Source organism: Streptomyces sp. NPDC093111, assembly GCF_040683955.1.
Lineage (GTDB): Bacteria > Actinomycetota > Actinomycetes > Streptomycetales > Streptomycetaceae > Streptomyces.
In genome coordinates, this window is record NZ_JBFBNW010000008.1 from 321,056 (window position 1) to 341,686 (window position 20,631).

Below are 20,631 nucleotides of genomic sequence, written 5' to 3' on the forward strand. Positions count from 1 at the left end.
AACGTCAAGGGGATGTGGAGCGAATGATCGAAACTCCCTCCGTTCGATCATTCGGGGCCGTGCTGCTCTAAGGTCGGGGAACGACCACCACCGCCAGGGGAACCGAGGGGAACCGCACCGTGCGCGAGAGTGCTGCCGAACGACACGACCGACTGCTGGCCCTGGTGCGCGAGCGCGGCACGGCCCGCGTCTCCGACCTGGCCGGACTGCTCGGGGTCTCCCCCGTCACCGCGCGCCGGGACGTCGAGGCACTGGCCGCCCGGGGCCTGCTGGACCGGGTGCACGGCCAGGTCTCCTGGCCCCGCGGCCAGGGCCCGGCGGGTCCGCGGGCCGGCGGGGGTCTGGTGCTGGGACTGCTCGCGCCCTCCGCCACGTACTACTTCGCCGAGGTCATCCGGGGCGCCCACGAGGCCGCGGCCCGGGCCGGCGCCCGGCTGATCCTGCGGATCTCGGACTACCGGCCCGAGGAGGACCGGGCGCGCACCGAGGGCCTGCTCGCGGCGGGCGCCGAGGGCGTGCTGGTCGCGCCGGGCTGGCGGGGCCCGGAGGACCGGCTCGCGTACGGGGACTGGCTGGCCGAACTGCCGGTGCCCGCCGTGCTCCTGGAGCGCCGGGCCGACCCGGGCACCCCGCTCGACGGCCTGGACCGGGTGGTGTCGGACCACGCCCACGGGGTGCTGCTCGCCCTGCGCCACCTGCTCGGACTCGGCCACGCGACGCCACTGCTGGTGGCGCGCGGGGACAGCCCGACGGCGCTCGCGGTGCGCGCGGGATACGCCGAGGCGCTGCGCACGCTGGGCCTGGAGGCGCCGCACACGGTGATCGACTCCGTACCGGCCGAGCGCGATCCCGAGGGCTTCGAGCGGGCGGTGCGGGCCCTGCACGAGGCGGTGGGGTCGGGGCGGGCGAGCGCGGCCCTGGTGCACAACGACGTGGACGCGATCCAGGTGGTGCAGCGGCTGGCCGAGCTGGGGGTGCGGGTGCCGGAGGACCTGGCCCTGATCGCGTACGACGACGAGGTCGCCGCGCTCGCCGACACCCCGCTGACGGCGGTCGCCCCGCCCAAGCGGCAGGTGGGCCGGCACGCCATGGAGCTGCTGGTGGAGCGCGTGTCGGAGGCGGGCGGGGAGGCCGGCGAGGAGGAGGCGCGGCGGCATCTGAGCCTGCTGCCGAGCCTGCGGGTGCGGTCCTCCTGCGGGGCGTCCGCCGGCACCGGGTTCTGACCTATTGATTCTGATCTATTTTCGATCATTCAATCTTTCGCTCTTGACTTCGGTCATGAACGGTCACAGGATCACGGCCAACCCCGTCCGTGCCGCCGTGTCAGGAGCCGTCCCGTGCCCCGTAGGCCCCTTGGTCGACGAACCACCCACCTCATAGCCGCCACCGTCACCGCCACCGCCCTCGCCGTCCTCACGGCCTGCGGCGGCGGGGGCGACGACTCCGCGGCCAAGCCCACCGGACCCGTGACCCTCACCTTCTGGGGCTGGGCCAAGGGCTCCAAGGACGTGGTCGACGCGTTCAACGCCTCCCACCAGAACATCAAGGTGAACTTCGAGGAGATCCCCTCCGGCACCGCCGGCGGCTACGCCAAGATCTCCAACGCCGTGAAGGCGGGCAACGCCCCCGACCTGGTCTCCATCGAGTACTCCTCGCTCCCCGAGTTCGTCTCCTCCGGGGCCCTCCAGGACATCGGCGACGAGTTCACCGAACAGGACCGCGCCAAGCTGCTGCCGCAGGCCGTGCAGCTGACCACCCTCGGCGGCAAGAGCTGGGCGGTGCCCTTCGACGCCGCCCCGCAGGCGTTCTTCTACCGGAAGGACCTCTTCGCCAAGTACCAGGTCGCCGTCCCCACGACCTGGGACCAGTTCAGGTCCGCCGCCGAGAAGGTGAAGAAGGCCGACGCCAAGGCCCGGATCGCCACCTTCTTCCCCGACGACCCGACCACCTTCGAGGCCATGGCCTGGCAGGCCGGCGCCCAGTGGTTCAAGGCCGAGAACGACACCTGGAAGATCGACACCACCGACGCCGCCACCACCAAGGTCGCCGCCTACTGGCAGGGCCTCCTCGACGCCGACCTCGTCCACAAGAACGCCTCCTTCAGCCCCGAGTGGACCGGCTCCCTGAAGAACGGCACCACCATCGGCTACCTCGGCGCCTCCTGGGGCGCGGGCGTCCTCAAGGGCACCCTGCCCGAGCAGAGCGGCAAGTGGGCCGTCGCCCCCATGCCGAACTGGGACGGCACCCCCGCCAGCGGCATGCTCGGCGGCACCTCCTTCGCCGTCACCAAGGGCAGCGCGAAGAAGGCCGCGGCCGTCGAGTTCGCCGAGTGGATGTCCACCACCGAGGCCGGCGTGAAGGCCCGCATCGCCTCCGGCACCTCCAGCGCCTTCCCCGCCGCCACCGCGCTGCGCCCGGTCGCCAAGCAGGTCTTCGACGCGAGCTACTACGGCGGCCAGGACATCTACGCCCTCTTCGAGAAGTCCGGCGCCTCCATCGCCCCCGGCTGGGCCTGGGGACCGACCACCGGCACCACCAACACCACCATCAAGGACCGGTTCGGCAAGATCACCCAGGGCGGTCCCGGCATCACCGACGCGATCAAGGCCGGCCACGACGCCACCGTCGCCGAGCTCACCAAGCGCGGACTGAAGGTCGAGGGCTGATCCGGTGAAGGCCCGCACCCGCGCCGCGGCGACCCTGCTGACCCCGTTCTTCCTGCTGTTCACCCTGGTGATGGTGGTGCCGATCGGATACGCGGTCTGGCTCAGCCTCTTCACCGAGAAGCAGTCGGGGCTCGGCTTCGGCGGCGCCGAGACCGTCTTCAGCGGACTCGACAACTACACCGCGGCGCTGGGTGACCGGGCCTTCCTCGAAGGCTTCGGCGTGCTGCTCGGATACTGCCTGCTCTACATCCCGCTGCTGCTCGCCGGGGCCCTCGGCCTCGCCCTGCTGCTCGACTCGGCGCTCGCCCGCGCCCGCCGCTTCTTCCAGCTCGCGCTGTTCCTGCCGCACGCCGTCCCCGGCATCATCGCCGCGCTGATCTGGGTCTACCTGTACACCCCCCAGCTCAGCCCGGTCGTCCAGGCCATGGAGGCCGGCGGCGTCGGCTTCGACTTCTTCTCCCCCGACGGAGCCCTCCCCTCCGTCGTCAACATCGCGCTGTGGGAGTGGCTCGGCTACAACATGGTGATCTTCTACGCCGCCCTCCAGGCCATCGACCGCTCCGTCCTGGAGGCCGCCACCGTCGACGGCGCCGGCGCCTGGCGGATCGCCTTCTCCATCAAACTCCCCCTGATCAGGGCCTCCCTGGCGATGGTCGCCCTCTTCACCGTCATCGGCTCGCTCCAGCTCTTCACCGAACCGCTGATCCTCAACAAGGGCACCGGATCCGCCGTCACCTCCACCTGGACGCCCACCATGTACGCGTACACCGCGGCCTTCGACCGCAACGACTACGGCCTCGCCGCGGCCGCCTCCGTCCTGCTCGCCCTGACCGCCGCCCTGCTCTCCTTCGCCGTCACGCGCCTCACCGGCCGTCGCGGCGGCCGCCGGAAGGGAAAGGCCGCATGAGCACGCCCCGCACGCCCTCCGTCTGGCTGTCGAAGACCGCCGTCAACGGCGCCCTCGTCCTCGCCGCCGGCTACATGTTCTTCCCGCTCGTCTGGCTGCTCACCGCCGCCACCAAGGACGCCGGCGGGCTCCTCGCCGGAAACGCCTTCTCCTTCGAGGGCTTCGACCTCGGCGGCAACCTCACCCGCCTCGCCGACTACAACGACGGCGTCTACTTCCACTGGTACCTGAACAGCCTGCTCTACGCCGGCTTCGGCGCCCTCGCCTGCTCCCTGATCAGCGTCGCCGCGGGATACGCCTTCGACAAGTACGCCTTCCCCGGCAAGGAGAAGCTGTTCGGCGTCGTCCTGCTGGGCGTGCTCGTCCCCACCACCGCGCTCGCCCTGCCCATGTACCTGCTCGCCAGCGAAGTGGGCCTCGTCAACACCTACGGGGCCGTGCTCCTGCCCGTCCTCGTCAACCCCTTCGGGGTCTACCTCGCCCGCGTCTTCAGCGCCGGCCACATCCCCGACGAGGCCCTCGAAGCCGCCCGCATCGACGGGGCCGGCGAACTGCGCATCTTCTGGTCCATCGGCCTGCCCATGGTCATGCCCGGCTTCGTGACCGTCTTCCTCTTCCAGTTCACCGCGATCTGGAACAACTTCTTCCTCCCCCTCGTGATGCTCTCCGACCAGAAGCTGTTCCCGCTGAGCCTCGGCCTCTACTCCTGGAACAGCAACGCCCACGCCGAACCCGACTTCTACCCCCTCGTCGTCACCGGATCCCTGCTCGCCGTCGTCCCCCTCGTCGTCGCCTTCGTCTCCCTCCAGCGCCACTGGAAAGCGGGCCTGACCGCCGGCAGCGTCAAGTGAGGAGCACAGATCCCACGATGCACCACACCACCGACAACCGCCCCGCCCTCCTCCTCGCGATGGGCCCCGGCATCGCCGAACGCCTCCTCACCGACGCCCACCGCGACCGCCTCGCCGCACTCACCCGCACCGACCCGCGGCTCGTCGCCCACGACCTCGCCGACCCCTCGCCCGAGGTGGCCGCCGCCCTCGCCGAAGCCGAACTCCTCCTCACCTGCTGGGGCACCACCCCCCTCACCGCCGACGTCCTGGCCCGCGCCCCCCGCCTGAAGGGCGTCGTCCACGCCGCCGGCTCGGTCAAACACCACATCACCGACGCCTGCTGGACCCGCGGCCTCCGGGTCACCTCGGCCGCCGCCGCCAACGCCCTGCCCGTCGCCGAGTACACGCTCGCCGCGATCCTCTTCGCCGGGAAACGGGTCCTGCGCTCCGCCCAGCAGTACGCCGAGCTGCGCACCGACCAGGCCTGGCTCGACGAGTCGACCGGCTGGGGCAACCACCGCCGCACCGTCGGCATCATCGGCGCCTCCCGCATCGGCCGCCGGGTCATCGACCTCCTGCGCCCCTTCGACTTCGAGATCCTGCTCTACGACCCGTACGCGACGGCCCCGCCGCCCGGCGTGACACTCGTCCCCCTCGACGAACTCTGCGCCCGCTCCACCGTCGTCTCCGTCCACGCCCCCCAACTCCCCGCCACCCACCACATGCTGGGCCCCGCCCAGCTCGCCGCGATGCCCGACGGCACCACCCTCATCAACACCGCCCGCGGCTCCCTCGTCGACGAGACCGCCCTCCTCCCCCACCTGAGCTCGGGCCGCCTGCACGCCGTCCTCGACGTCACCGACCCCGAACTCCCCGCCCCCGACTCCCCCCTGTGGACCCTCCCCAACGTCCTCCTCACCCCGCACGTCGCCGGCTCCCTCGGCAACGAGCTGCACCGGATGGCGGACCAGGCGATCGAGGAGGTGGCGCGGTACGGGCGGGGGGAGCCCTTCGCGGAGGAGGTACGGGCCTCCGACCTCCAGCGGTCGGCCTGACCGCCGGCCTAGCGCAGCAGGCCCCGCAGCCGCTCCCCCTCCGCCACGACCAGACCCACCGCCCCCGGCTCCCGCGCCAGCACGGCCGGCAGGGCCTCGTACCAGGGCCCCAGGTGCAGGGCGAGGGCGGCGAACGCGCGGGCCCGCACGGGGTCGGGGTGCTCGACGGCCAGCACGGTGTACGCGGGGGTGCACAGCGTGCCGAGCGGGGCGAGTTCGGCGAGCAGCCGCTCCGCGCGGTCGTGCTCCCCCGCCCTCGCCAGCACCTTGACGAGGTCGAGCGCGTCGTCGGCGTCCCGCCCGAGATCCGGCGGGCCGGACCCGCCGACCAGGGTCACGGCCCGGTGGGGCAACCCGCCGGCGACGCACGCCCGGGCCAGGAACGCGGTCTCGCGCCTGCCGGACAAGTACCGCAGGTACGCCTCCGCCTCGTCCAGGAGCTCCGTCACCCCCGCCCCGCCCAGCTCCCGCTGGGCCCCGACCACGGCGGGCAGCGGCGCGAGCGTGGTGCGCAGCACCCAGCGCATGGCGGCCACGGCACGGGTCAGTTCGGCGACGGCCTCCCGGTGGCGACCCGCCCCGTGCAGCGCGCGGGCGGCGGCCGCCGCCCCCTCCGCCTGCCGGGGCGAGGCCCCCTCCAGCGGCGCGGGCAGCGGGCGCGGCGCCTCCTCCCGTATCTCGACCCGCACGCAGCCCCGGCCGGGCACCGGCCGGTCGAACTCCTCGGCCAGTTCCCGGGGTCCGCGCGCGCTCCGGCACCGGGCGATCAGGTCGAGGAGGTGGTCCCGCTGGTTGGACCGGGCCCCGCGGGCCGCCCCCGCCGCCTCCTCGTACCGGCCGGCGGCGACCAGTCCCCGCACCACCCGCAGCACCCGGCGCTCCACCACGGTCCCGGCCACCAGCCCCTCGGTGAGCCGATGGGCCGCCTCCCGCCGGCCGCTCAGCGCGAGCGCCTCCGCGACGGAGCCGAGCACCCAGGCGGCCTCATCCGGGCGGGGCGCCCGGCTCTCCGCCTCGATCCGGCCGAGCAGTTCCGCCGCCCGGTCCCTCCGACCGGCGGCGGTGAGGGCGCGCACCAGACCCACCTTGAGCACGAACGCCCGCCGGTCGCCCGCCGCCGCCTCCCGCCACGCCAGTGCCTCCGCTTCCTCGCACCGCCCGGCCCCGACCAGGGCCTCGACGAGCGCCCTCGCCACCCGGAGGCGACGGACCCCGTCGGACACCTCGGCGAGCAGGGGTTCGATGCGCTCGACGGCGCCCGCCCGGGCCCAGTGCTCGGCGAGCGCCGTCAGGACCTGCTCCCGGTCGTGCACCGCGCGCAGGTCGCGCGCCAGCGCCTCGGCGCGGTCCGGATCGCCCCCCGCCACGAGGCCGAGCGCCAGGGCCGACCGCATGGCCGCGGGCAGGATGCCGTCCGCAGGGCGCTGCCGGTCCCGCGCCTCCCACCGGCCCTGCGCCTCGGCCACCAGCCGCTCGGCATGCCCGGCCGCGCCGCTCGCCACGAGGGCGGCGACCAGTTCGCCCGCGAAACGGCTGTCCCGGTCGAGCTCCTTCCACCCGACGGCCGCCAGCCCTTCCCCGACCAGCAGGTCCGCGGCCCGGTCGGGCCCTGGCCCGGCGCCGCGCGACGCGCCCGCGATCCGGATCAGGGCGAGCGCCCGCCCCCGGCCCGGGGCCGCACGGGCCAGCTCCAGCGCCTCGGTCGCGCGGCCCGCCGCCGCGAGGGCGCCGCAGAGGGTCGCCAGGCCCTCGTCATGGGTGCGCCGGTCCCGCTCGCCGCGCACCGCGTCCAGCACCCGTTCGAACGCACCCGTCGCGGCCCACAGCCCGATCAGGTCGAGTCCGGGGCGGTGCCGCGGGATGCCCTCCGGCAGGGCCCGCAGCACATCCGCCGCCCGGTCCGTCTCCCCCGCCCGGATCCAGGCGGCCCCGACCGTCCAGAGCGCGAAGGTGCGTTCGGCCTCGCGGGTCTCGCGGGCCACCGCCTCCGCCTCCGAGAGGAGGGCCCGCACTCGCCCGGCGGCGTCGGGACCGCCGCCCGGCGGTTCCGCGAGCGCGCACAGCGCGTCGACCCGGTTCGCCGGATCGAGGCCCCGCGCGAGGGCCAGCGCCCGGTCCGGTTCGCCCAGCTCCGCCCACGCGGCCGGCAGCTCCGCCGGGATCTGGCCGTTCCGGTTCCGCAGGGCCGCGCGCCGCAGCCCGAGCCGCAGCAGGGAGCCGAGGGCACCCGGCACCGCCGCCCGGCCGAGGAGCGCCTCCGACGCCCCCCGCACCTCGTCGAGGGCCGCCCCGTCGCCGCCGGTCGCCGCAAGCAGCCGGTCGTGCCGTACGGCGTCGAGGGCGCAGGACACCAGCCGGTCCACGTCCCCCGCCGCCCGCAGCATCGCCCCGTACCCCCGCAGCAGGTACTCCGGCGTCCCCTCCGGCCAGCCGCGGTCCCGCCAGTCCTCCGCCCAGGCGTGCAACCGGTCCCGGAAGCGGTCCAGTTCTCGTGTGCCCAGCATCTCCCGGGCCTGGGCGGCGAGTTCCTCGTGGGCGAGGAGGTAGGCGGGGCCGGCCGGGGCGAAGGTGCGGCCGGGGCCGGTACGGAGCAGGTCGCGGATCCGGTACGGCACGTCGTCGGTGAGCTCCGCGAGGTCGTCCGCCGTGAGGCCGCCGCCCGCCGCGGTGAGCAGGCCCAGCAGGTCGTACGGCAGGCCGCCCGCCGTCAGGAGGTGCTTCAGCTCGCGTTCCGCCTCCACCCGGATCGCGCGGGCGGACGGGGAGGGGGCAAGGAAGCGGACGGCCTCCGGGTCGCGCAGCGGGTGGGTGTCGGGGACGTCGGCCGGGAGCGGCGGGTTGAGGCGGCCGGTGGCGATGACCGGCAGGTCGTACGGGAGGAGGGCGGCGATCGAGTGGGCGTCCGGCCCGGTGGTGACGCCCCGGTCCTCGTCGAGGCCGTCGACGAGGAGCACGAGCCGTTCACCGCGCGCCGCGCAGGCGCGGGCGGCCGTTCCGTACAGGCGCAGCAGGTGGGCCTGACGGGTGGCGGCGGTGAGGAGGGCGGGCAGCGGCTCGGCGGCCAGTTCGGCGAGCTGTTCCAGGACCACGTCCAGGTAGGCCGCCGCGTCGTTCTGGGCGGCCCAGCGGGCGGTGACGAAGAAGGGGACGATCCGCACGCCCGGCGGCGGGTGCAGGGCGAACCAGGCCGTCAACGCCGTCTTGCCGGCCCACGCGTCCGCCCGCCACCACAGGTAACCGGGGCCGTCCGCCCGGCAGAAGGCGGCGAGCTCCGCCAGTTCGCCCTCGCGGTCGACGAGTTCGGCCGGGGCGAGGAGCTCGACCTGCTTCTCGTACGCGGACCGGACCGGCGGCGCCGCGCCCACCACGACCCGGTTCCCGTCCCCGACGACCACGACCCCCGTGCCGTTCTCGACGGTGACCGGCCGCTCCCCCGGTTCCTCCCCCATGGCGCGCATGGCCCCATGCTGCCAGGGCACCGGGGGCGGGCGGACCTAGACTGGAAGGGTCCGTCCCGGCCCGGGAGGCGTCATGAGTTTCGTACAGATAATCGACTGCAAGACCAGCCGGATCGACGACCTGAACCGGCTCATGGACGAATGGGTCGAACAGACCAAGGGCAAGCGCACCGCCACCCACAGCATCGTCGGCACGGACCGCTCCGACGCCTCCCATGTGGTGGAGATCGTCGAGTTCCCCTCGTACGACGTGGCCATGCGCAACTCGCAGCTTCCGGAGACCGACCGGATCTTCCGGGAGATGGTGGCGCTCTGCGACGAGATGCCGACCTTCACCGATCTGGACGTGGTTCGCGACGAGGCCCTGTACAAGGGGAACTCGCGCCGTTTCCTCGCGCTGCTCGGCGGCGGGGAGGACGTGGCGCTGCTGGACGGGGTGATCGCCGAGGGGTATCACGACCACGATCCGTCCAACCCGGTGGACGCCATCGGCATGGACGCGGTGCGCCGCGAGGTGGAGGCGTGGCGGGGCGGCTTCGACTTCGCGTTCACGGTCGAGGACCAGATCGCCGAGGGTGACCGGGTGTGCACCCGGTGGACCTGGAACGGGACCCACACCGGCGACTTCATGGGGCTCCAGCCGAGCGGGATCGCGGTGGAGATGACCGGCACGCTGATCCAGCGCTTCCGGGAGGACGGGAAGGCCGTCGCGGGGTGGTGGCAGTACGACATGCTCGGGCTGATGGGTCAGCTCGGGGCCGTGGAGGCGTAGGGCGGCCGGACGCCACCGGGCTTGGCCGGGCCTTGCCGGACGCGCCGGGCTCCGCCGCCGGGACGCGCCGGGCTCCGCCGCCGGGACGCGCCGGGCTCCGCTGCCGGGACGCGCCAGGCTCTGCCAGGACGCACCGGACGCGCGGGGCTTCGCCGCCGGGACGCCGGGCTCTGCCGGGACGCACCGGGCACGCCGGGCTTCGCCGCCGGGACGCGCCGGACTTCGCTGCCGGACGCGCCGGACGCGCCGAGGCCCGGTGCCCCCGCGACGGGGGCACCGGGCCTCGGTGACGTCGGTGCTTCAGCGCGTCAGTGGTTCAGCGCGTCGGCTCCTCGGTGCGTCAGTGCGAGTGACCGTGGCCGTGGCCGTGGCCCGCGTCCGCCGGCTCCTCTTCCTTCTTCTCGACGACCAGGGTCTCGGTCGTGAGGAGCAGGGAGGCGATCGAGGCGGCGTTCTCCAGGGCGGAGCGCGTGACCTTCACCGGGTCGATGACGCCGGCCTTGACCAGGTCGCCGTACTCGCCGGTGGCGGCGTTGAAGCCCTGGCCCTTGTCGAGCTCGGCGACCTTCGAGGTGATGACGTAGCCCTCGAGGCCGGCGTTCTCGGCGATCCAGCGCAGCGGCTCGACGGCGGCGCGGCGGACGACCGCGACACCGGTGGCCTCGTCGCCGGTCTTGTCGAGGTTGCCCTCGAGGACCTTGACGGCGTGGACGAGCGCGGAGCCACCGCCGGAGACGATGCCCTCCTCGACCGCGGCGCGGGTCGCGGAGATGGCGTCCTCGAGACGGTGCTTCTTCTCCTTCAGCTCCACCTCGGTGGCGGCGCCGACCTTGATCACGCACACGCCGCCGGCCAGCTTCGCGAGGCGCTCCTGCAGCTTCTCGCGGTCCCAGTCGGAGTCCGTGGACTCGATCTCGGCCTTGATCTGGTTGACGCGGCCGAGGACGTCCTCGGAGGAGCCGGCGCCGTCCACGATCGTGGTGTCGTCCTTGGAGACGGTCACGCGGCGGGCGGTGCCCAGCACGTCCAGACCGGCCTGGTCGAGCTTGAGGCCGACCTCCTCGGAGATGACCGTGGCACCGGTGAGGGTGGCCATGTCCTGGAGCATCGCCTTGCGGCGGTCACCGAAGCCGGGCGCCTTGACGGCGACGGCGTTGAAGGTGCCACGGATCTTGTTGACGACGAGGGTGGAGAGCGCCTCGCCCTCGACGTCCTCGGCGATGATCAGCAGCGGCTTCGAGCTGCCGGCCTGGATGACCTTCTCCAGCAGCGGCAGGAGGTCCTGGATGGAGGAGATCTTGCCCTGGTTGATCAGGATGTACGGGTCGTCGAGGACGGCCTCCATACGCTCCTGGTCGGAGACCATGTACGGCGAGAGGTAGCCCTTGTCGAAGGCCATGCCCTCGGTGAACTCCAGCTCCAGGCCGAAGGTGTTGGACTCCTCGACGGTGATGACACCGTCCTTGCCGACCTTGTCCATCGCCTCGGCGATGAGCTCGCCGACCTGCTGGTCCTGCGCGGAGAGCGCGGCGACGGCGGCGATGTCGGACTTGTCCTCGATCGGGCGGGCGGTCGCGAGGAGCTCCTCGGACACGGCCTTGACCGCGGCGTCGATGCCCTTCTTCAGGGCGGCCGGGGAGGCGCCGGCGGCGACGTTGCGCAGGCCCTCGCGGACGAGCGCCTGGGCGAGCACGGTGGCGGTGGTGGTGCCGTCACCCGCGATGTCGTTGGTCTTGGTCGCCACCTCCTTCACGAGCTGGGCGCCGAGGTTCTCGTACGGGTCCTCGATCTCGACCTCGCGGGCGATCGTGACACCGTCGTTGGTGATGGTGGGGGCGCCGAACTTCTTGTCGATGACGACGTTGCGGCCCTTGGGGCCGATCGTCACCTTCACCGTGTCGGCCAGCTTGTTGACGCCGCGCTCAAGGGCGCGACGGGCGTCCTCGTCGAACTTCAGGATCTTCGCCATGGAAGCGGTTCAGCCCTCTCGGAAATCGTGGAAAAAACCGCGCCCCTGAACGCCCGGAGAAACCAGGGGGTCAGGGGCGCGGCGTGAAGCGTCTGCTTTACAGGTGCTTCGGTGGACTACTTCTCGATGATCGCGAGCACGTCGCGAGCCGAGAGGACGAGGTACTCGTCACCGTTGTACTTGACCTCGGTGCCGCCGTACTTGCTGTAGAGCACCACGTCGCCGACCTGGACGTCGAGCGGCAGGCGCTCGCCGTTCTCGAAACGGCCCGGGCCCACGGCGAGGACGACGCCCTCCTGGGGCTTCTCCTTCGCGGTGTCCGGGATGACCAGGCCGGAGGCCGTGGTCTGCTCGGCGTCGAGCGGCTGGACCACGATGCGGTCCTCGAGCGGCTTGATGGCAACCTTGGAGCTGGTGGTCGTCACGATCCGACCTCCCCCTTCGGAGATCTCACGGGGTTAACTGTCTGAGGTGGCGACCAGGTCGATCCGTCGTCGCGGGTGCCGGACCTGCCTGTCGCTGCGTTGGCACTCTCCAGTGGGGAGTGCCAGAGCCGAGACTATGACCGCGATTAGCACTCGGTCAAGCGGAGTGCCAATTCACGACCCCGTGGCGTGAGCGGAGGGCACGTCGGGAAGAACGCGCGGACGGAGCCCGCGGTTCCGTGCGAGGGGTCTCACCGGGACCGCGGAGCCGGACGGAGCGGCCGTCGGCCCCCGGGCCGCGCGCGGCCGGTGCGGCGGATGCGGCACCCGGGGCGCCCGGGGCGAGACCTTCTCCGCCGCCTTGCGGCCCAGCCGTTCGATCGGGTCGATCGGGTCGGCCGAGGACGCGCAGGCGGTCAGGGAGAACAGCGCGCCGGTCAGGGCCAGGGCGGCTGCCAGCCGGCGCGCCCGGCTCATACGTAGTCCTCCAGCCTGGCCACCGCGTACCCCTTCGCCGTGATCGTCTTCATGACCTGGCGGATCATGTCCGGCATGGAGCCCTTCCAGTCCTCCTTGCCGCGGAAGTGGGTGAGGACGATGTCGCCGGGGTGCAGGTCCCGGTCCCACTCGCGCCACTCCATGTGGTCGGGGAACGCCTCGGAGGCCCACAGCGGTACGGCCTTGACCCCGCAGCTCCCGGCCGCGCGCAGGGTGTCCTCGTTGTAGTTGCCGTACGGCGGACGGAAGAGCTCCGGCCGCTTGCCGAACTGCTTCTGCATGACGTCCTGCATGCCGCAGATCTCGCGCTTCTGGTCGGCGTAGTCGAGCCCGGGCAGATAGCGGTGGTGGAGGGTGTGGTTGTGCAGGGAGACGCCGGAGTCGCGCATCGTGCGGAAGTAGCCGTAGTCCTCCTTGACCAGGTAGTCGCTGAGGAACGCGCTGTACGGGATCTTCAGCTCGCTCATCATCCGCAGCAGCGCGGGGTCCTTCTCGGCGCCGTCGTCGATGGTCAGGAAGACCACCTTCTGCTTGGTCGGCACGGTGGTGAAGACCGGCGGCAGCCCCTCGCCGTCGGTCTCGAAGCCCTTGCGGGTGGTGATCTTCGGCTTCACGGCGGGCGGCGCCGGCGCTTCGAGCGGCGGCTGGGCCAGCCCCCACTTCTTGGCGGCGGCCACCCGGGCGGCCCGTGCCGCCCGGACCCGCTCGACGTAGGCGTTCAGGGCGCCGGCCGCGTTCTGCGCGCCCGGCCGGCCGGCGGCGGGCTTCGGCGGCGCGGACTCCCCGTCGGCGCCGGGGCCCGCGCAGGCGGAGCCGAGGGCGGCCACGAGGAGGGCGGCGCCGACCACGCGCACGGAGCGGAAGGTGCGATTCTGGGCCTTTTGTCGTACTAGCTGCATGGCGCCGCATCCTGTCAGCGCCGAGGCCCTCCCGGGCCCCGACACCACCGGCGCCGCCCGCACGGTCCCCCGGGCGGCCCACACCTCCCGCGCCCCCCAGAATGGGACGGGTGACCGACCTCGCCTCCTTCGCCGCCCTGCTCGCCCCCGAGGGGCAGGCCCTCCTCGCCGCCCTGCGCGACTACGACCCCGCCCAGGAGCTGGCGGTCGCCTCCCGGCTGCGCCGCGACCACCCCGCCGAACTGGTCTCGGCGGCGCTCGGCCAGGCCCGGCTGCGGCAGCGGGCGGTGGCGAAGTTCGGCGCCGAGGACGCGTACCGCATGTACTTCACGCCCAACGGCGTCGAGCAGTCCACCCGGGCCACCGTCGGCGCCTACCGGGCGGCCCGCCTCAAGGAGCTCGGCGTGCGCGGCGTCGCGGACCTCTGCTCCGGCATCGGCGGCGACGCGCTCGCGCTCGCCCGGGCCGGGATCTCGGTGCTCGCCGTCGACCGCGACCCGCTCACCGCCGAGGCGGCCCGCGCCAACGCGGCGGCGCTCGGCCTCGACGGCCTGATCGAGGTGCGCTGCGCGGACGTGACGGAGATCGACACCTCCCCGTACGACGCCGTCTTCGTCGACCCGGCGCGGCGCGGCGGCCGGGGCCGGATCTTCGACCCGGAGGGCTACTCGCCGCCGCTGTCCTGGGCGGTCGAGGCGGCCCGCAAGGCGCCGCACGCGGCCCTGAAGATCGCCCCGGGCATCCCGCACGAGGCGGTGCCCGAGGAGGCCGAGGCGGAGTGGATCTCGGACGGCGGGGACGTGAAGGAGGCCGTGCTCTGGTTCGGCACCGAGCCCGGCGCCCGCCGCGCGACCCTGCTGCCCGGCGGGGCGACCCTCACCGGCGGCACCCTGCCCGACCCGGCGGTCCGGCCCGTCGGCCGCTACCTCTACGAGCCGGACGGTGCCGTCATCCGCGCCCATCTGGTCGCGGAGGTGGCGCGGGAGCTGGACGGCGGGCTGATCGACCCGACCATCGCGTACGTCACGGCCGACGCGCTGACCCCGACGCCGTACGCCGCCGCCTACGAGATCACCGACGAACTCCCCTTCAACCTGAAGAAGTTGAAGGCCCTGCTGCGTGAGCGCGAGGTCGGCACGCTGACCGTGAAGAAGCGCGGCTCCGCCGTCGAGCCCGAGGAGATCCGCCGCAGGGTGAAGCCCAAGGGTCCCCACTCCGCGACGGTGTTGCTCACTCGGGTCGCGGGAGCTCCGACGATGCTGATCGGGCGCCCGGCCGGCCGGTGAGGCGGACGGCCATGCGGTAGTGCCCGACGGCCTTGGCGAGGCCGGTCAGGCCGGTGATCCACAGGATGAGGGCGGCGCCCATGCCGTAGGCGACGGCGCCGTAACCGCCGTCGTCCGGGCCGGTGTTGAGCGGGACGGCGAAGGCGGTCCAGAGGCCGACCGCGCACAGCGCGAAGGAGAGCACCAGCCAGCTCGCGCTCAGCAGCGGCAGGCGCAGCCGCGCGTCGGAGGGCCCGTGCCGGTCGATGGCGGCCCAGCCCGCCAGCCGCTCGCGCGCCACCCGGTCGCGGCGCAGGCTGCGCACGGTCAGCCACACGGCTGGGACGAGCACGGCGATCCCGGCGGCCCCGCAGAACAGCGCGAGCAGCATGCTGATCGGGTCCGCCACCCCGCCGGCGCCGCCGAAGGACACCAGCGGCACGCCCACCAACGACCAGCCCAGCTGGAGCATCCCGAACCAGACCAGGAACAGCACGAGCCGGCCGCCGCCGAGCAGCCGGCGCGCCAGCTCGTCCATGGCCAGCGCCCGGTCGGCCAGCCGCGCCTCCCGGTCGGGCCAGTTCCGTATCTCGACGGGTGGCGGGGGCGGCGGAAGCGGGGTGCGGGGGGACATGCCGGGGAGCTTAACCGGCGGCTCCGGCCGCCCGCTTGAGCAGCAGCGCCCGCTCCCGCTCGTTGCGCGTGAGCTCGGCCGCCCGCGCGAACTCGGCCCGCGCCTCCGCCTGCCGGCCGAGCCGGGCCAGCAGGTCGCCGCGGACGCTGGGCAGCAGGTGGTAGCGGTCGAGGGCCGGGGCGGCGGCGAGGGCGTCGACGAGCGCGAGGCCCGCCTCCGGGCCCTCGGCCATCGACACGGCGACCGCCCGGTTCAGCTCGACGACCGGGGAAGGGGCGACGGCGGCGAGCCGCCGGTAGAGCGCGGCGATGGTCGCCCAGTCCGTCTCCTCGTACCGCGTCGCGCGCGCGTGGCAGGCGGCGATGGCGGCCTGGAGGGCGTACGGGCCGGTGGCGCCGTCCGCCTCGACGGCCCGTCCCAGGGCCGCGTAGCCGCGCCGGATCAGCAGCCGGTCCCAGCGCCGCCGGTCCTGGTCGGCGAGGAGCACGGGCTGTCCGTCGGGTCCCGTCCTGGCCGCCGTCCGGGATGCCTGGATCTCCAGCAGGGCGGCCAGGCCGTGGACCTCGCCCTCCCGGGGCATCAGCGCGGCGAGCACCCGGGCCAGCCGCAGCGCGTCCTCGCACAGGGCGGGGCGCAGCAGGTCGTCGCCCGCGGTCGCCGCGTACCCCTCGTTGAAGATCAGGTAGATGACCTCCAGGACGGAGCCGAGGCGGGCCGCCCGGTCCTCCCCGTAGGGGACCTCGAACGTGACGCCGGAGCGGGCGAGGGTCCGTTTGGCGCGGGTGACGCGCGCGGCGACCGTGGCCTCCGGGACGAGGAAGGCGCGGGCGATCTCGTCCGTGCGCAGCCCGCCGAGCAGGCGGAGGGTGAGCGCGGTGCGGGCGTCGGCGGAGAGCACCGGGTGGCAGGTGGTGAAGACCAGCCGCAGCAGGTCGTCGTCGATGTCCCCGGGGCCCGAGGGCTCGGGGTCGTACGCCTCCTCGGTCAGCTCGCGGCCGGCTTCCGCGAGCTTGCGGGCGTACGTCTCGCGGCGGCGTACGAGGTCGACGGCGCGGTGCTTGGCGGTGGCCGTCAGCCAGGCGCCCGGCCGGTCCGGGACGCCCGCCCGCGGCCACTGCTCAAGGGCGGCGACCAGCGCGTCCTGCGCGATCTCCTCGGCGATCCCGACGTCCCGGACGATCCGCGCCACGGTGGCGATGATCCGGGCGGACTCCATCCGGAAGACCGTGTCCAGGGTCTCCTCGACCGTCTGTGCCGTCACGCCTCACATGACAGCACAGCCCACTGACAACCACGGCCAACCACGGCCAACCGCCGCCGACCGCGGCCGGTCGCGGTGGTTCAGCCGCCCGGCATCTCCTCGACCTCGCGGATCTCCAGGCCCACGGTCCACTCCGGCGGGTGGACCTCCAGGAAGCGCTTGCCCCACTCGATCGCCTCGGCCATGTCCTTGCACTGCATCATGGCGTAGCCGCCGACGACCTCCTTGGTCTCGGTGAAGGGGCCGTCGGTGTACGACAGCTTCCCGTCCTGCCAGGAGACCCGGGTGCTCTCGGAGGTGGGCTTGAGACCGGCCGTGTCCAGCATGACGCCGGCCTTGGTGATCTCCTCGAAGAGGGCGCCCATGCGCTGCTCGAAGCCGGGGTCGGCGGACGCCATGTCGATGGTGTTCTCCTCGATGCGGACGAGGGAGAGGTAGCGGGGCATGGTGGCTCCTCGGGTGCGGTGGCGGGGCCGTTCCCCGCCTTCACACTCATACGTCGAACGGGAGCCGGCCGCATCGACAACGGGCCGGTTCTTTTTCTCAGAGGTAGTCCTCCAGGCGCGCCACCGTGTACCCCTGCTCCTGGATGTGGCGGAGCAGGTTGGCCGTCATCTCGGTCATCGAGGTGCCCTTGAGCTCGGACGGGCCGCGGAAGTGGGCCAGGATGATGTCGCCGGGGTGCAGCTTCTTGTCGCCGCGCTGGTACTGCATGTTCTTGATCTGCATGGACTCGCGCCACAGCACGATCGCGTCGATCCCGCATTGGGCGGCGGCGGCGCGGGTGGACTCGTTCCAGTTGCCGTAGGGCGGGCGGAAGAGGCGCGGCCGCTTCCCGTACTCCTTGGTCAGCTTCTCCTGCTGGCCGCAGATCTCCCGGCGCTGGGCGTCCTCGGAGAGGGTGCGCAGGTTGGGGTGGCTGAGGGTGTGGTTGGCGACGCCGTGGCCCTGCGCGACGAGCGGGGCGAAGTAGCGGTAGTCGGTGCGGATGGCCGCGTCGGTGAGGAACATCGTGACGGGGATCCGGAGGTCGCGCATCATCGCGACGAACTCGGGGTCCTTCTCGGCGCCGTCGTCGATGGTCAGGAAGACGATCTTCTCGCGGGTGGGGATGTCGCTGACCACGGGCACGGGCCCGCCGGGCCCGCGGGTCACCGGCTTCTTCGCGGGTGGGGCGGGCGGGGCCGGGAGGGGCTTGAGGCCCCATTTGCGGTACGCGGCGGCCCGGGCGTCGGGCGCCTGCGAGGTCCCTGCCGACGCCGACGCCGAGGGTGTCACCGTGCCGGTGCCGGCGGCGGGGCTCTCCGCGTCGGCCGTCGTCGTGCAGCCGGTCGTGGCGAGCAGGGCCACGGCGGTCAGCGCCGCCCACAGCGCGATCGTCTTCTTCACACGCTGTGTGATGCGCGAACCGTTCGAACGGTTGCCCCTATGTCGCGGATTCGATCGATTCGATCGATTCGAAGCGCCAGCGGTGCACCGGACGGGTGACCAGCCCCGCGTCCGGCTCCGGCAGCTCGGGGAGCTCCGCCTCCGGGCCGTCCGCCGTCTCCCACCAGGTCAGCACCAGCACCCGGTCCTGCGCCGCGCGGAAGGTCTCGCGGCGCAGCGGCACGGCCGGCAGCTCCCGGGTCCGCGCCCAGGCGAGCAGCTCGGCGCCGCGCCCCTCGGCGGCGCGGGCCTCCCACATGAGGGTCACCGTGGTCACGGGTACAGGTTCTCCTTGCTGACCTCGTGCACGTGATCGTGGTCGTGCACGTGGTCGTGGGCGTGCGCCCCCGGTACGTGCGGGTCCGTCACCGGCAGCGAGGAGTCGGCGGACAGCTCCAGGTCGGAGGCCGGCCGGTTGCGGGCGACCATCTCGGCGCCGAGGGCCGCGACCATCGCGCCGTTGTCGGTGCACAGGCCCGGCCGCGGCACCCGCAGCCGGATGCCGGCCCGCTCGCAGCGCTCCTGGGCGAGCGCCCGCAGCCGCGAGTTCGCGGCCACGCCGCCGCCGATCATGAGGTGGTCGACGCCCTCGTCCTTGCAGGCCCGTACGGCCTTGCGGGTGAGCACGTCGACGACGGCCTCCTGGAAGGACGCGGCGACGTCCCGTACGGGCACGTCCTCGCCGGCGTTCCGCTTGGCCTCGATCCAGCGGGCCACGGCGGTCTTCAGACCGGAGAAGGAGAAGTCGTACGCGGGGTCCTTGGCACCGGACAGGCCGCGCGGGAAGGCGATCGCCTTCGGGTCGCCCTCCCGGGCCAGCCGGTCGATGACCGGTCCGCCGGGGAAGCCGAGGTCGAGCACGCGGGCGATCTTGTCGAAGGCCTCGCCGGCGGCGTCGTCGATGGTCGCGCCCAGCGGACGCACGTCGGAGGTGATGTCCGAGGACAGCAGCAGCGAGGAGTGCCCGCCGGAGACCAGCAGGGCCATCGTCGGCTCCGGCAGCCGGCCGTGCTCCAGCTGGTCGACGCAGATGTGCGAGGCGAGGTGGTTGACGCCGTAGAGCGGCTTGCCGAGGGCGTACGCGTACGCCTTGGCCGCCGAGACGCCGACGAGCAGCGCGCCCGCGAGGCCGGGGCCCGCGGTGACGGCGATGCCGTCGAGGTCCTTCGGGGAGACGCCGGCCTCCTTCAGGGCGCGCTCGATCGTCGGGACCATCGCCTCCAGGTGGGCGCGGGAGGCGATCTCGGGCACGACGCCGCCGAAGCGGGCGTGGGTGTCGACGCTGGAAGCGACGGCGTCCGCGAGGAGGGTGGTCCCGTGGACGATGCCGACGCCGGTCTCGTCGCAGGAGGTCTCGATGCCGAGCACGAGCGGTTCGTCAGCAGCCATCAGAATCAGTCTCAGTTCCTTGAACGGTCAGTCGCATCACGAGCGCGTCCACGTTTCCGGGCTGGTAGTAGCCGCGCCGGAAACCGATGGGCTCGAAGCCGAAGCGCTCGTAGAGCTTCTGGGCCCGGGTGTTGTCCACGCGCACTTCGAGCAGGACCTCGTCGCACTCGAAGGCCGTGGCGTGCTGGAGCAGATCGGTGAGGAGGCGCCCGCCGAGGCCGCTGCCCCACTGGTCGCGGGCGACGGCGATGGTCTGGACGTCGCCCAGCCCGCCGGCCGCGGCGAGTCCCGCGTACCCGACGATCCGGCCGGTGCCGCCCTCGGTGGACTCGGCCACCACGTAGCGGCGGGTCGCGCGCGGGCCGCGGGAGTGCGCGAGCTCCGACCAGAACATCCCCGCGGACCAGGCGTCCTCGGGGAACAGCTCGGCCTCCAGGGTGAGCACGGGGCCGATGTCCCACCAGCGCATCTCGCGCAGTGCCACGCCGCTCACTTCGGCGTGACCACCTTGTAGTTCTTGGGGACCTGCGCGTCGGGGCGGCGCAGGTACATCGGCAGCGGGTCGAGGAAGCCGTCCCCGCCCGCGGCGAGCCGCTCGGCCGCGAGGGCGGCGAGCGCGGCGGCGGACTGGTGCTCGGGGTCGCGGGCGTCGGGGAACGCCTCCGGGTACAGCCGGGCGCCGGCGCCGACCACGGGCACTCCGGCGAGCTGCTCGGCGATGTCGGCGGGCCGGTCGACGGCCGCGTCGGTCACCCGGGTGCGGGCGTCGGCGTAGCGCGCCCAGTAGACCTCCTTGCGGCGCGCGTCCGTCGCGACGGCGAACGGCCCCTCGATGCCGGAGGCGTACGCGAGTCCGTCGAGGGTGCACAGGCCGTGCACCGGCACGCCGAGCGCGGAGGAGAAGGAGGCGGCGGTGACGAGGCCGACGCGCAGACCGGTGTACGGGCCGGGGCCGACGCCGACCACGAGTCCGGTCACCGCGTCCAGCGTCAGCCCGGCCTGCCTCAGGACCCGGTCGACGGCGGGCAGCAGCAGCTCCCCGTGCCGGCGGGCGTCGACCTGACTCGACTCGGCGACGACGGAGTCGCCGTCGTGCAGGGCGACGGTGACGGCGGGGGTGGCGGTATCCATGGCGAGCAAGAGCACGCGAACAGCCTACGGCGCCGGAGCGC

Annotated in this window: 20 protein-coding genes; 7 read left to right on the forward strand and 13 right to left on the reverse strand. The window is 73.5% G+C overall.

Features of this window, described 5'->3' with window-relative positions; all coding sequences use genetic code 11:
- The first annotated feature begins 119 nt into the window (after positions 1 to 119).
- The 5 genes from AB0Q96_RS16530 to AB0Q96_RS16550 all read left to right on the forward strand — a co-directional run bounded on the left by AB0Q96_RS16530 (position 120) and on the right by AB0Q96_RS16550 (position 5,461).
- A complete protein-coding gene (locus tag AB0Q96_RS16530; RefSeq protein WP_365325939.1) occupies positions 120 to 1,223 on the forward strand; it encodes a substrate-binding domain-containing protein in 1,104 nt (367 codons plus the stop codon).
- A gap of 114 nt (positions 1,224 to 1,337) precedes the next feature.
- A complete protein-coding gene (locus tag AB0Q96_RS16535) occupies positions 1,338 to 2,666 on the forward strand; it encodes a sugar ABC transporter substrate-binding protein (protein WP_365325941.1) in 1,329 nt (442 codons plus the stop codon).
- 4 nt (positions 2,667 to 2,670) lie between these two features.
- Positions 2,671 to 3,573: a sugar ABC transporter permease gene (locus AB0Q96_RS16540; protein ID WP_365325943.1), complete on the forward strand. Its 903-nt coding sequence runs from the start codon at positions 2,671 to 2,673 to the stop codon at positions 3,571 to 3,573.
- Positions 3,570 to 4,424: a carbohydrate ABC transporter permease gene (locus AB0Q96_RS16545; RefSeq protein ID WP_365325945.1), complete on the forward strand. Its 855-nt coding sequence runs from the start codon at positions 3,570 to 3,572 to the stop codon at positions 4,422 to 4,424. Before AB0Q96_RS16540 ends, AB0Q96_RS16545 begins: the two co-directional genes overlap by 4 nt.
- A gap of 17 nt (positions 4,425 to 4,441) precedes the next feature.
- Complete coding sequence (locus tag AB0Q96_RS16550) at positions 4,442 to 5,461, forward strand: hydroxyacid dehydrogenase (protein WP_365325947.1); 1,020 nt, start codon at positions 4,442 to 4,444, stop codon at positions 5,459 to 5,461.
- A gap of 8 nt (positions 5,462 to 5,469) precedes the next feature.
- On the opposite strand, the gene AB0Q96_RS16555 is transcribed toward AB0Q96_RS16550, so the two are convergent.
- Complete coding sequence (locus AB0Q96_RS16555; RefSeq protein ID WP_365325949.1) at positions 5,470 to 8,919, reverse strand: hypothetical protein; 3,450 nt, start codon at positions 8,917 to 8,919, stop codon at positions 5,470 to 5,472.
- A gap of 73 nt (positions 8,920 to 8,992) precedes the next feature.
- On the opposite strand from AB0Q96_RS16555, the gene AB0Q96_RS16560 reads away from it, so the two are divergent.
- A complete protein-coding gene (locus AB0Q96_RS16560) occupies positions 8,993 to 9,691 on the forward strand; it encodes an ester cyclase (RefSeq protein ID WP_365325951.1) in 699 nt (232 codons plus the stop codon).
- Between the two features lie 340 nt (positions 9,692 to 10,031).
- Here the strand turns inward: AB0Q96_RS16560 and groL are convergent, their stop codons facing one another.
- The 4 genes from groL to AB0Q96_RS16580 form a co-directional block, all read right to left on the reverse strand.
- Positions 10,032 to 11,660 (reverse strand): chaperonin GroEL, encoded by a 1,629-nt coding sequence (gene groL, locus AB0Q96_RS16565; protein ID WP_365325953.1) that lies wholly within the window; start codon positions 11,658 to 11,660, stop codon positions 10,032 to 10,034.
- Between the two features lie 116 nt (positions 11,661 to 11,776).
- Positions 11,777 to 12,085, reverse strand: coding sequence for a co-chaperone GroES (gene groES, locus AB0Q96_RS16570; protein WP_329423246.1), 309 nt, complete (start codon positions 12,083 to 12,085; stop codon positions 11,777 to 11,779).
- A gap of 174 nt (positions 12,086 to 12,259) precedes the next feature.
- Positions 12,260 to 12,562: a hypothetical protein gene (locus AB0Q96_RS16575; protein ID WP_365325955.1), complete on the reverse strand. Its 303-nt coding sequence runs from the start codon at positions 12,560 to 12,562 to the stop codon at positions 12,260 to 12,262.
- Complete coding sequence (locus tag AB0Q96_RS16580; RefSeq protein WP_365325957.1) at positions 12,559 to 13,482, reverse strand: polysaccharide deacetylase family protein; 924 nt, start codon at positions 13,480 to 13,482, stop codon at positions 12,559 to 12,561. Before AB0Q96_RS16580 ends, AB0Q96_RS16575 begins: the two co-directional genes overlap by 4 nt.
- Before the next feature lie 101 nt (positions 13,483 to 13,583).
- Between AB0Q96_RS16580 and AB0Q96_RS16585 the strand changes: the two genes are divergently transcribed.
- A complete protein-coding gene (locus AB0Q96_RS16585; protein ID WP_365325959.1) occupies positions 13,584 to 14,768 on the forward strand; it encodes a class I SAM-dependent methyltransferase in 1,185 nt (394 codons plus the stop codon).
- Here AB0Q96_RS16585 and AB0Q96_RS16590 read toward each other — a convergent pair.
- From AB0Q96_RS16590 to tsaB, 8 genes are all read right to left on the reverse strand, one after another.
- The gene (locus AB0Q96_RS16590; RefSeq protein WP_365325961.1) at positions 14,713 to 15,381 is read right to left on the reverse strand and encodes a hypothetical protein; all 669 of its coding nucleotides are present in this window, start codon (positions 15,379 to 15,381) and stop codon (positions 14,713 to 14,715) included. The genes AB0Q96_RS16585 and AB0Q96_RS16590 overlap by 56 nt on opposite strands.
- 10 nt (positions 15,382 to 15,391) lie before the next feature.
- Positions 15,392 to 16,642 (reverse strand): sigma-70 family RNA polymerase sigma factor, encoded by a 1,251-nt coding sequence (locus AB0Q96_RS16595; protein ID WP_365325963.1) that lies wholly within the window; start codon positions 16,640 to 16,642, stop codon positions 15,392 to 15,394.
- An 80-nt stretch (positions 16,643 to 16,722) separates the two neighbouring features.
- Positions 16,723 to 17,088: a YciI family protein gene (locus AB0Q96_RS16600; protein ID WP_365325965.1), complete on the reverse strand. Its 366-nt coding sequence runs from the start codon at positions 17,086 to 17,088 to the stop codon at positions 16,723 to 16,725.
- A 97-nt stretch (positions 17,089 to 17,185) separates the two neighbouring features.
- Positions 17,186 to 18,031, reverse strand: a complete 846-nt coding sequence (locus AB0Q96_RS16605) for a polysaccharide deacetylase family protein (protein WP_365325966.1) — start codon at positions 18,029 to 18,031, stop codon at positions 17,186 to 17,188.
- A gap of 37 nt (positions 18,032 to 18,068) precedes the next feature.
- Positions 18,069 to 18,329 carry a hypothetical protein gene (locus AB0Q96_RS16610; RefSeq protein ID WP_365326071.1) on the reverse strand — a complete coding sequence of 87 codons (261 nt, stop codon included), beginning with the start codon at positions 18,327 to 18,329 and terminating at the stop codon, positions 18,069 to 18,071.
- A 14-nt stretch (positions 18,330 to 18,343) separates the two neighbouring features.
- Complete coding sequence (gene tsaD, locus AB0Q96_RS16615; RefSeq protein WP_365325968.1) at positions 18,344 to 19,459, reverse strand: tRNA (adenosine(37)-N6)-threonylcarbamoyltransferase complex transferase subunit TsaD; 1,116 nt, start codon at positions 19,457 to 19,459, stop codon at positions 18,344 to 18,346.
- Positions 19,449 to 19,928, reverse strand: a complete 480-nt coding sequence (gene rimI, locus AB0Q96_RS16620; RefSeq protein WP_365326073.1) for a ribosomal protein S18-alanine N-acetyltransferase — start codon at positions 19,926 to 19,928, stop codon at positions 19,449 to 19,451. Before rimI ends, tsaD begins: the two co-directional genes overlap by 11 nt.
- 20 nt (positions 19,929 to 19,948) lie before the next feature.
- Entirely contained in the window at positions 19,949 to 20,605 is a 657-nt protein-coding gene (gene tsaB / locus AB0Q96_RS16625) for a tRNA (adenosine(37)-N6)-threonylcarbamoyltransferase complex dimerization subunit type 1 TsaB (protein ID WP_365325970.1), read from the reverse strand.
- Positions 20,606 to 20,631: the final 26 nt, after the last annotated feature.

Excerpts from the sequence above, each read along its gene's own strand:
- rimI (WP_365326073.1), bottom strand. The coding sequence starts at position 19,928 with ATGCGCTGGTGGGACATCGGCCCCGTGCTCACCCTGGAGGCCGAGCTG.
- AB0Q96_RS16610 (WP_365326071.1), bottom strand. The coding sequence starts at position 18,329 with ATGTGGGAGGCCCGCGCCGCCGAGGGGCGCGGCGCCGAGCTGCTCGCC.
- AB0Q96_RS16600 (WP_365325965.1), bottom strand. The coding sequence starts at position 17,088 with ATGCCCCGCTACCTCTCCCTCGTCCGCATCGAGGAGAACACCATCGAC.
- AB0Q96_RS16590 (WP_365325961.1), bottom strand. The coding sequence starts at position 15,381 with ATGTCCCCCCGCACCCCGCTTCCGCCGCCCCCGCCACCCGTCGAGATA.
- AB0Q96_RS16550 (WP_365325947.1), top strand. The coding sequence starts at position 4,442 with ATGCACCACACCACCGACAACCGCCCCGCCCTCCTCCTCGCGATGGGC.
- AB0Q96_RS16580 (WP_365325957.1), bottom strand. The coding sequence starts at position 13,482 with ATGCAGCTAGTACGACAAAAGGCCCAGAATCGCACCTTCCGCTCCGTG.
- AB0Q96_RS16585 (WP_365325959.1), top strand. The coding sequence starts at position 13,584 with ATGGGACGGGTGACCGACCTCGCCTCCTTCGCCGCCCTGCTCGCCCCC.
- tsaD (WP_365325968.1), bottom strand. The coding sequence starts at position 19,459 with ATGGCTGCTGACGAACCGCTCGTGCTCGGCATCGAGACCTCCTGCGAC.
- AB0Q96_RS16555 (WP_365325949.1), bottom strand. The coding sequence starts at position 8,919 with ATGCGCGCCATGGGGGAGGAACCGGGGGAGCGGCCGGTCACCGTCGAG.
- groL (WP_365325953.1), bottom strand. The coding sequence starts at position 11,660 with ATGGCGAAGATCCTGAAGTTCGACGAGGACGCCCGTCGCGCCCTTGAG.
- AB0Q96_RS16575 (WP_365325955.1), bottom strand. The coding sequence starts at position 12,562 with ATGAGCCGGGCGCGCCGGCTGGCAGCCGCCCTGGCCCTGACCGGCGCG.
- AB0Q96_RS16560 (WP_365325951.1), top strand. The coding sequence starts at position 8,993 with ATGAGTTTCGTACAGATAATCGACTGCAAGACCAGCCGGATCGACGAC.
- AB0Q96_RS16545 (WP_365325945.1), top strand. The coding sequence starts at position 3,570 with ATGAGCACGCCCCGCACGCCCTCCGTCTGGCTGTCGAAGACCGCCGTC.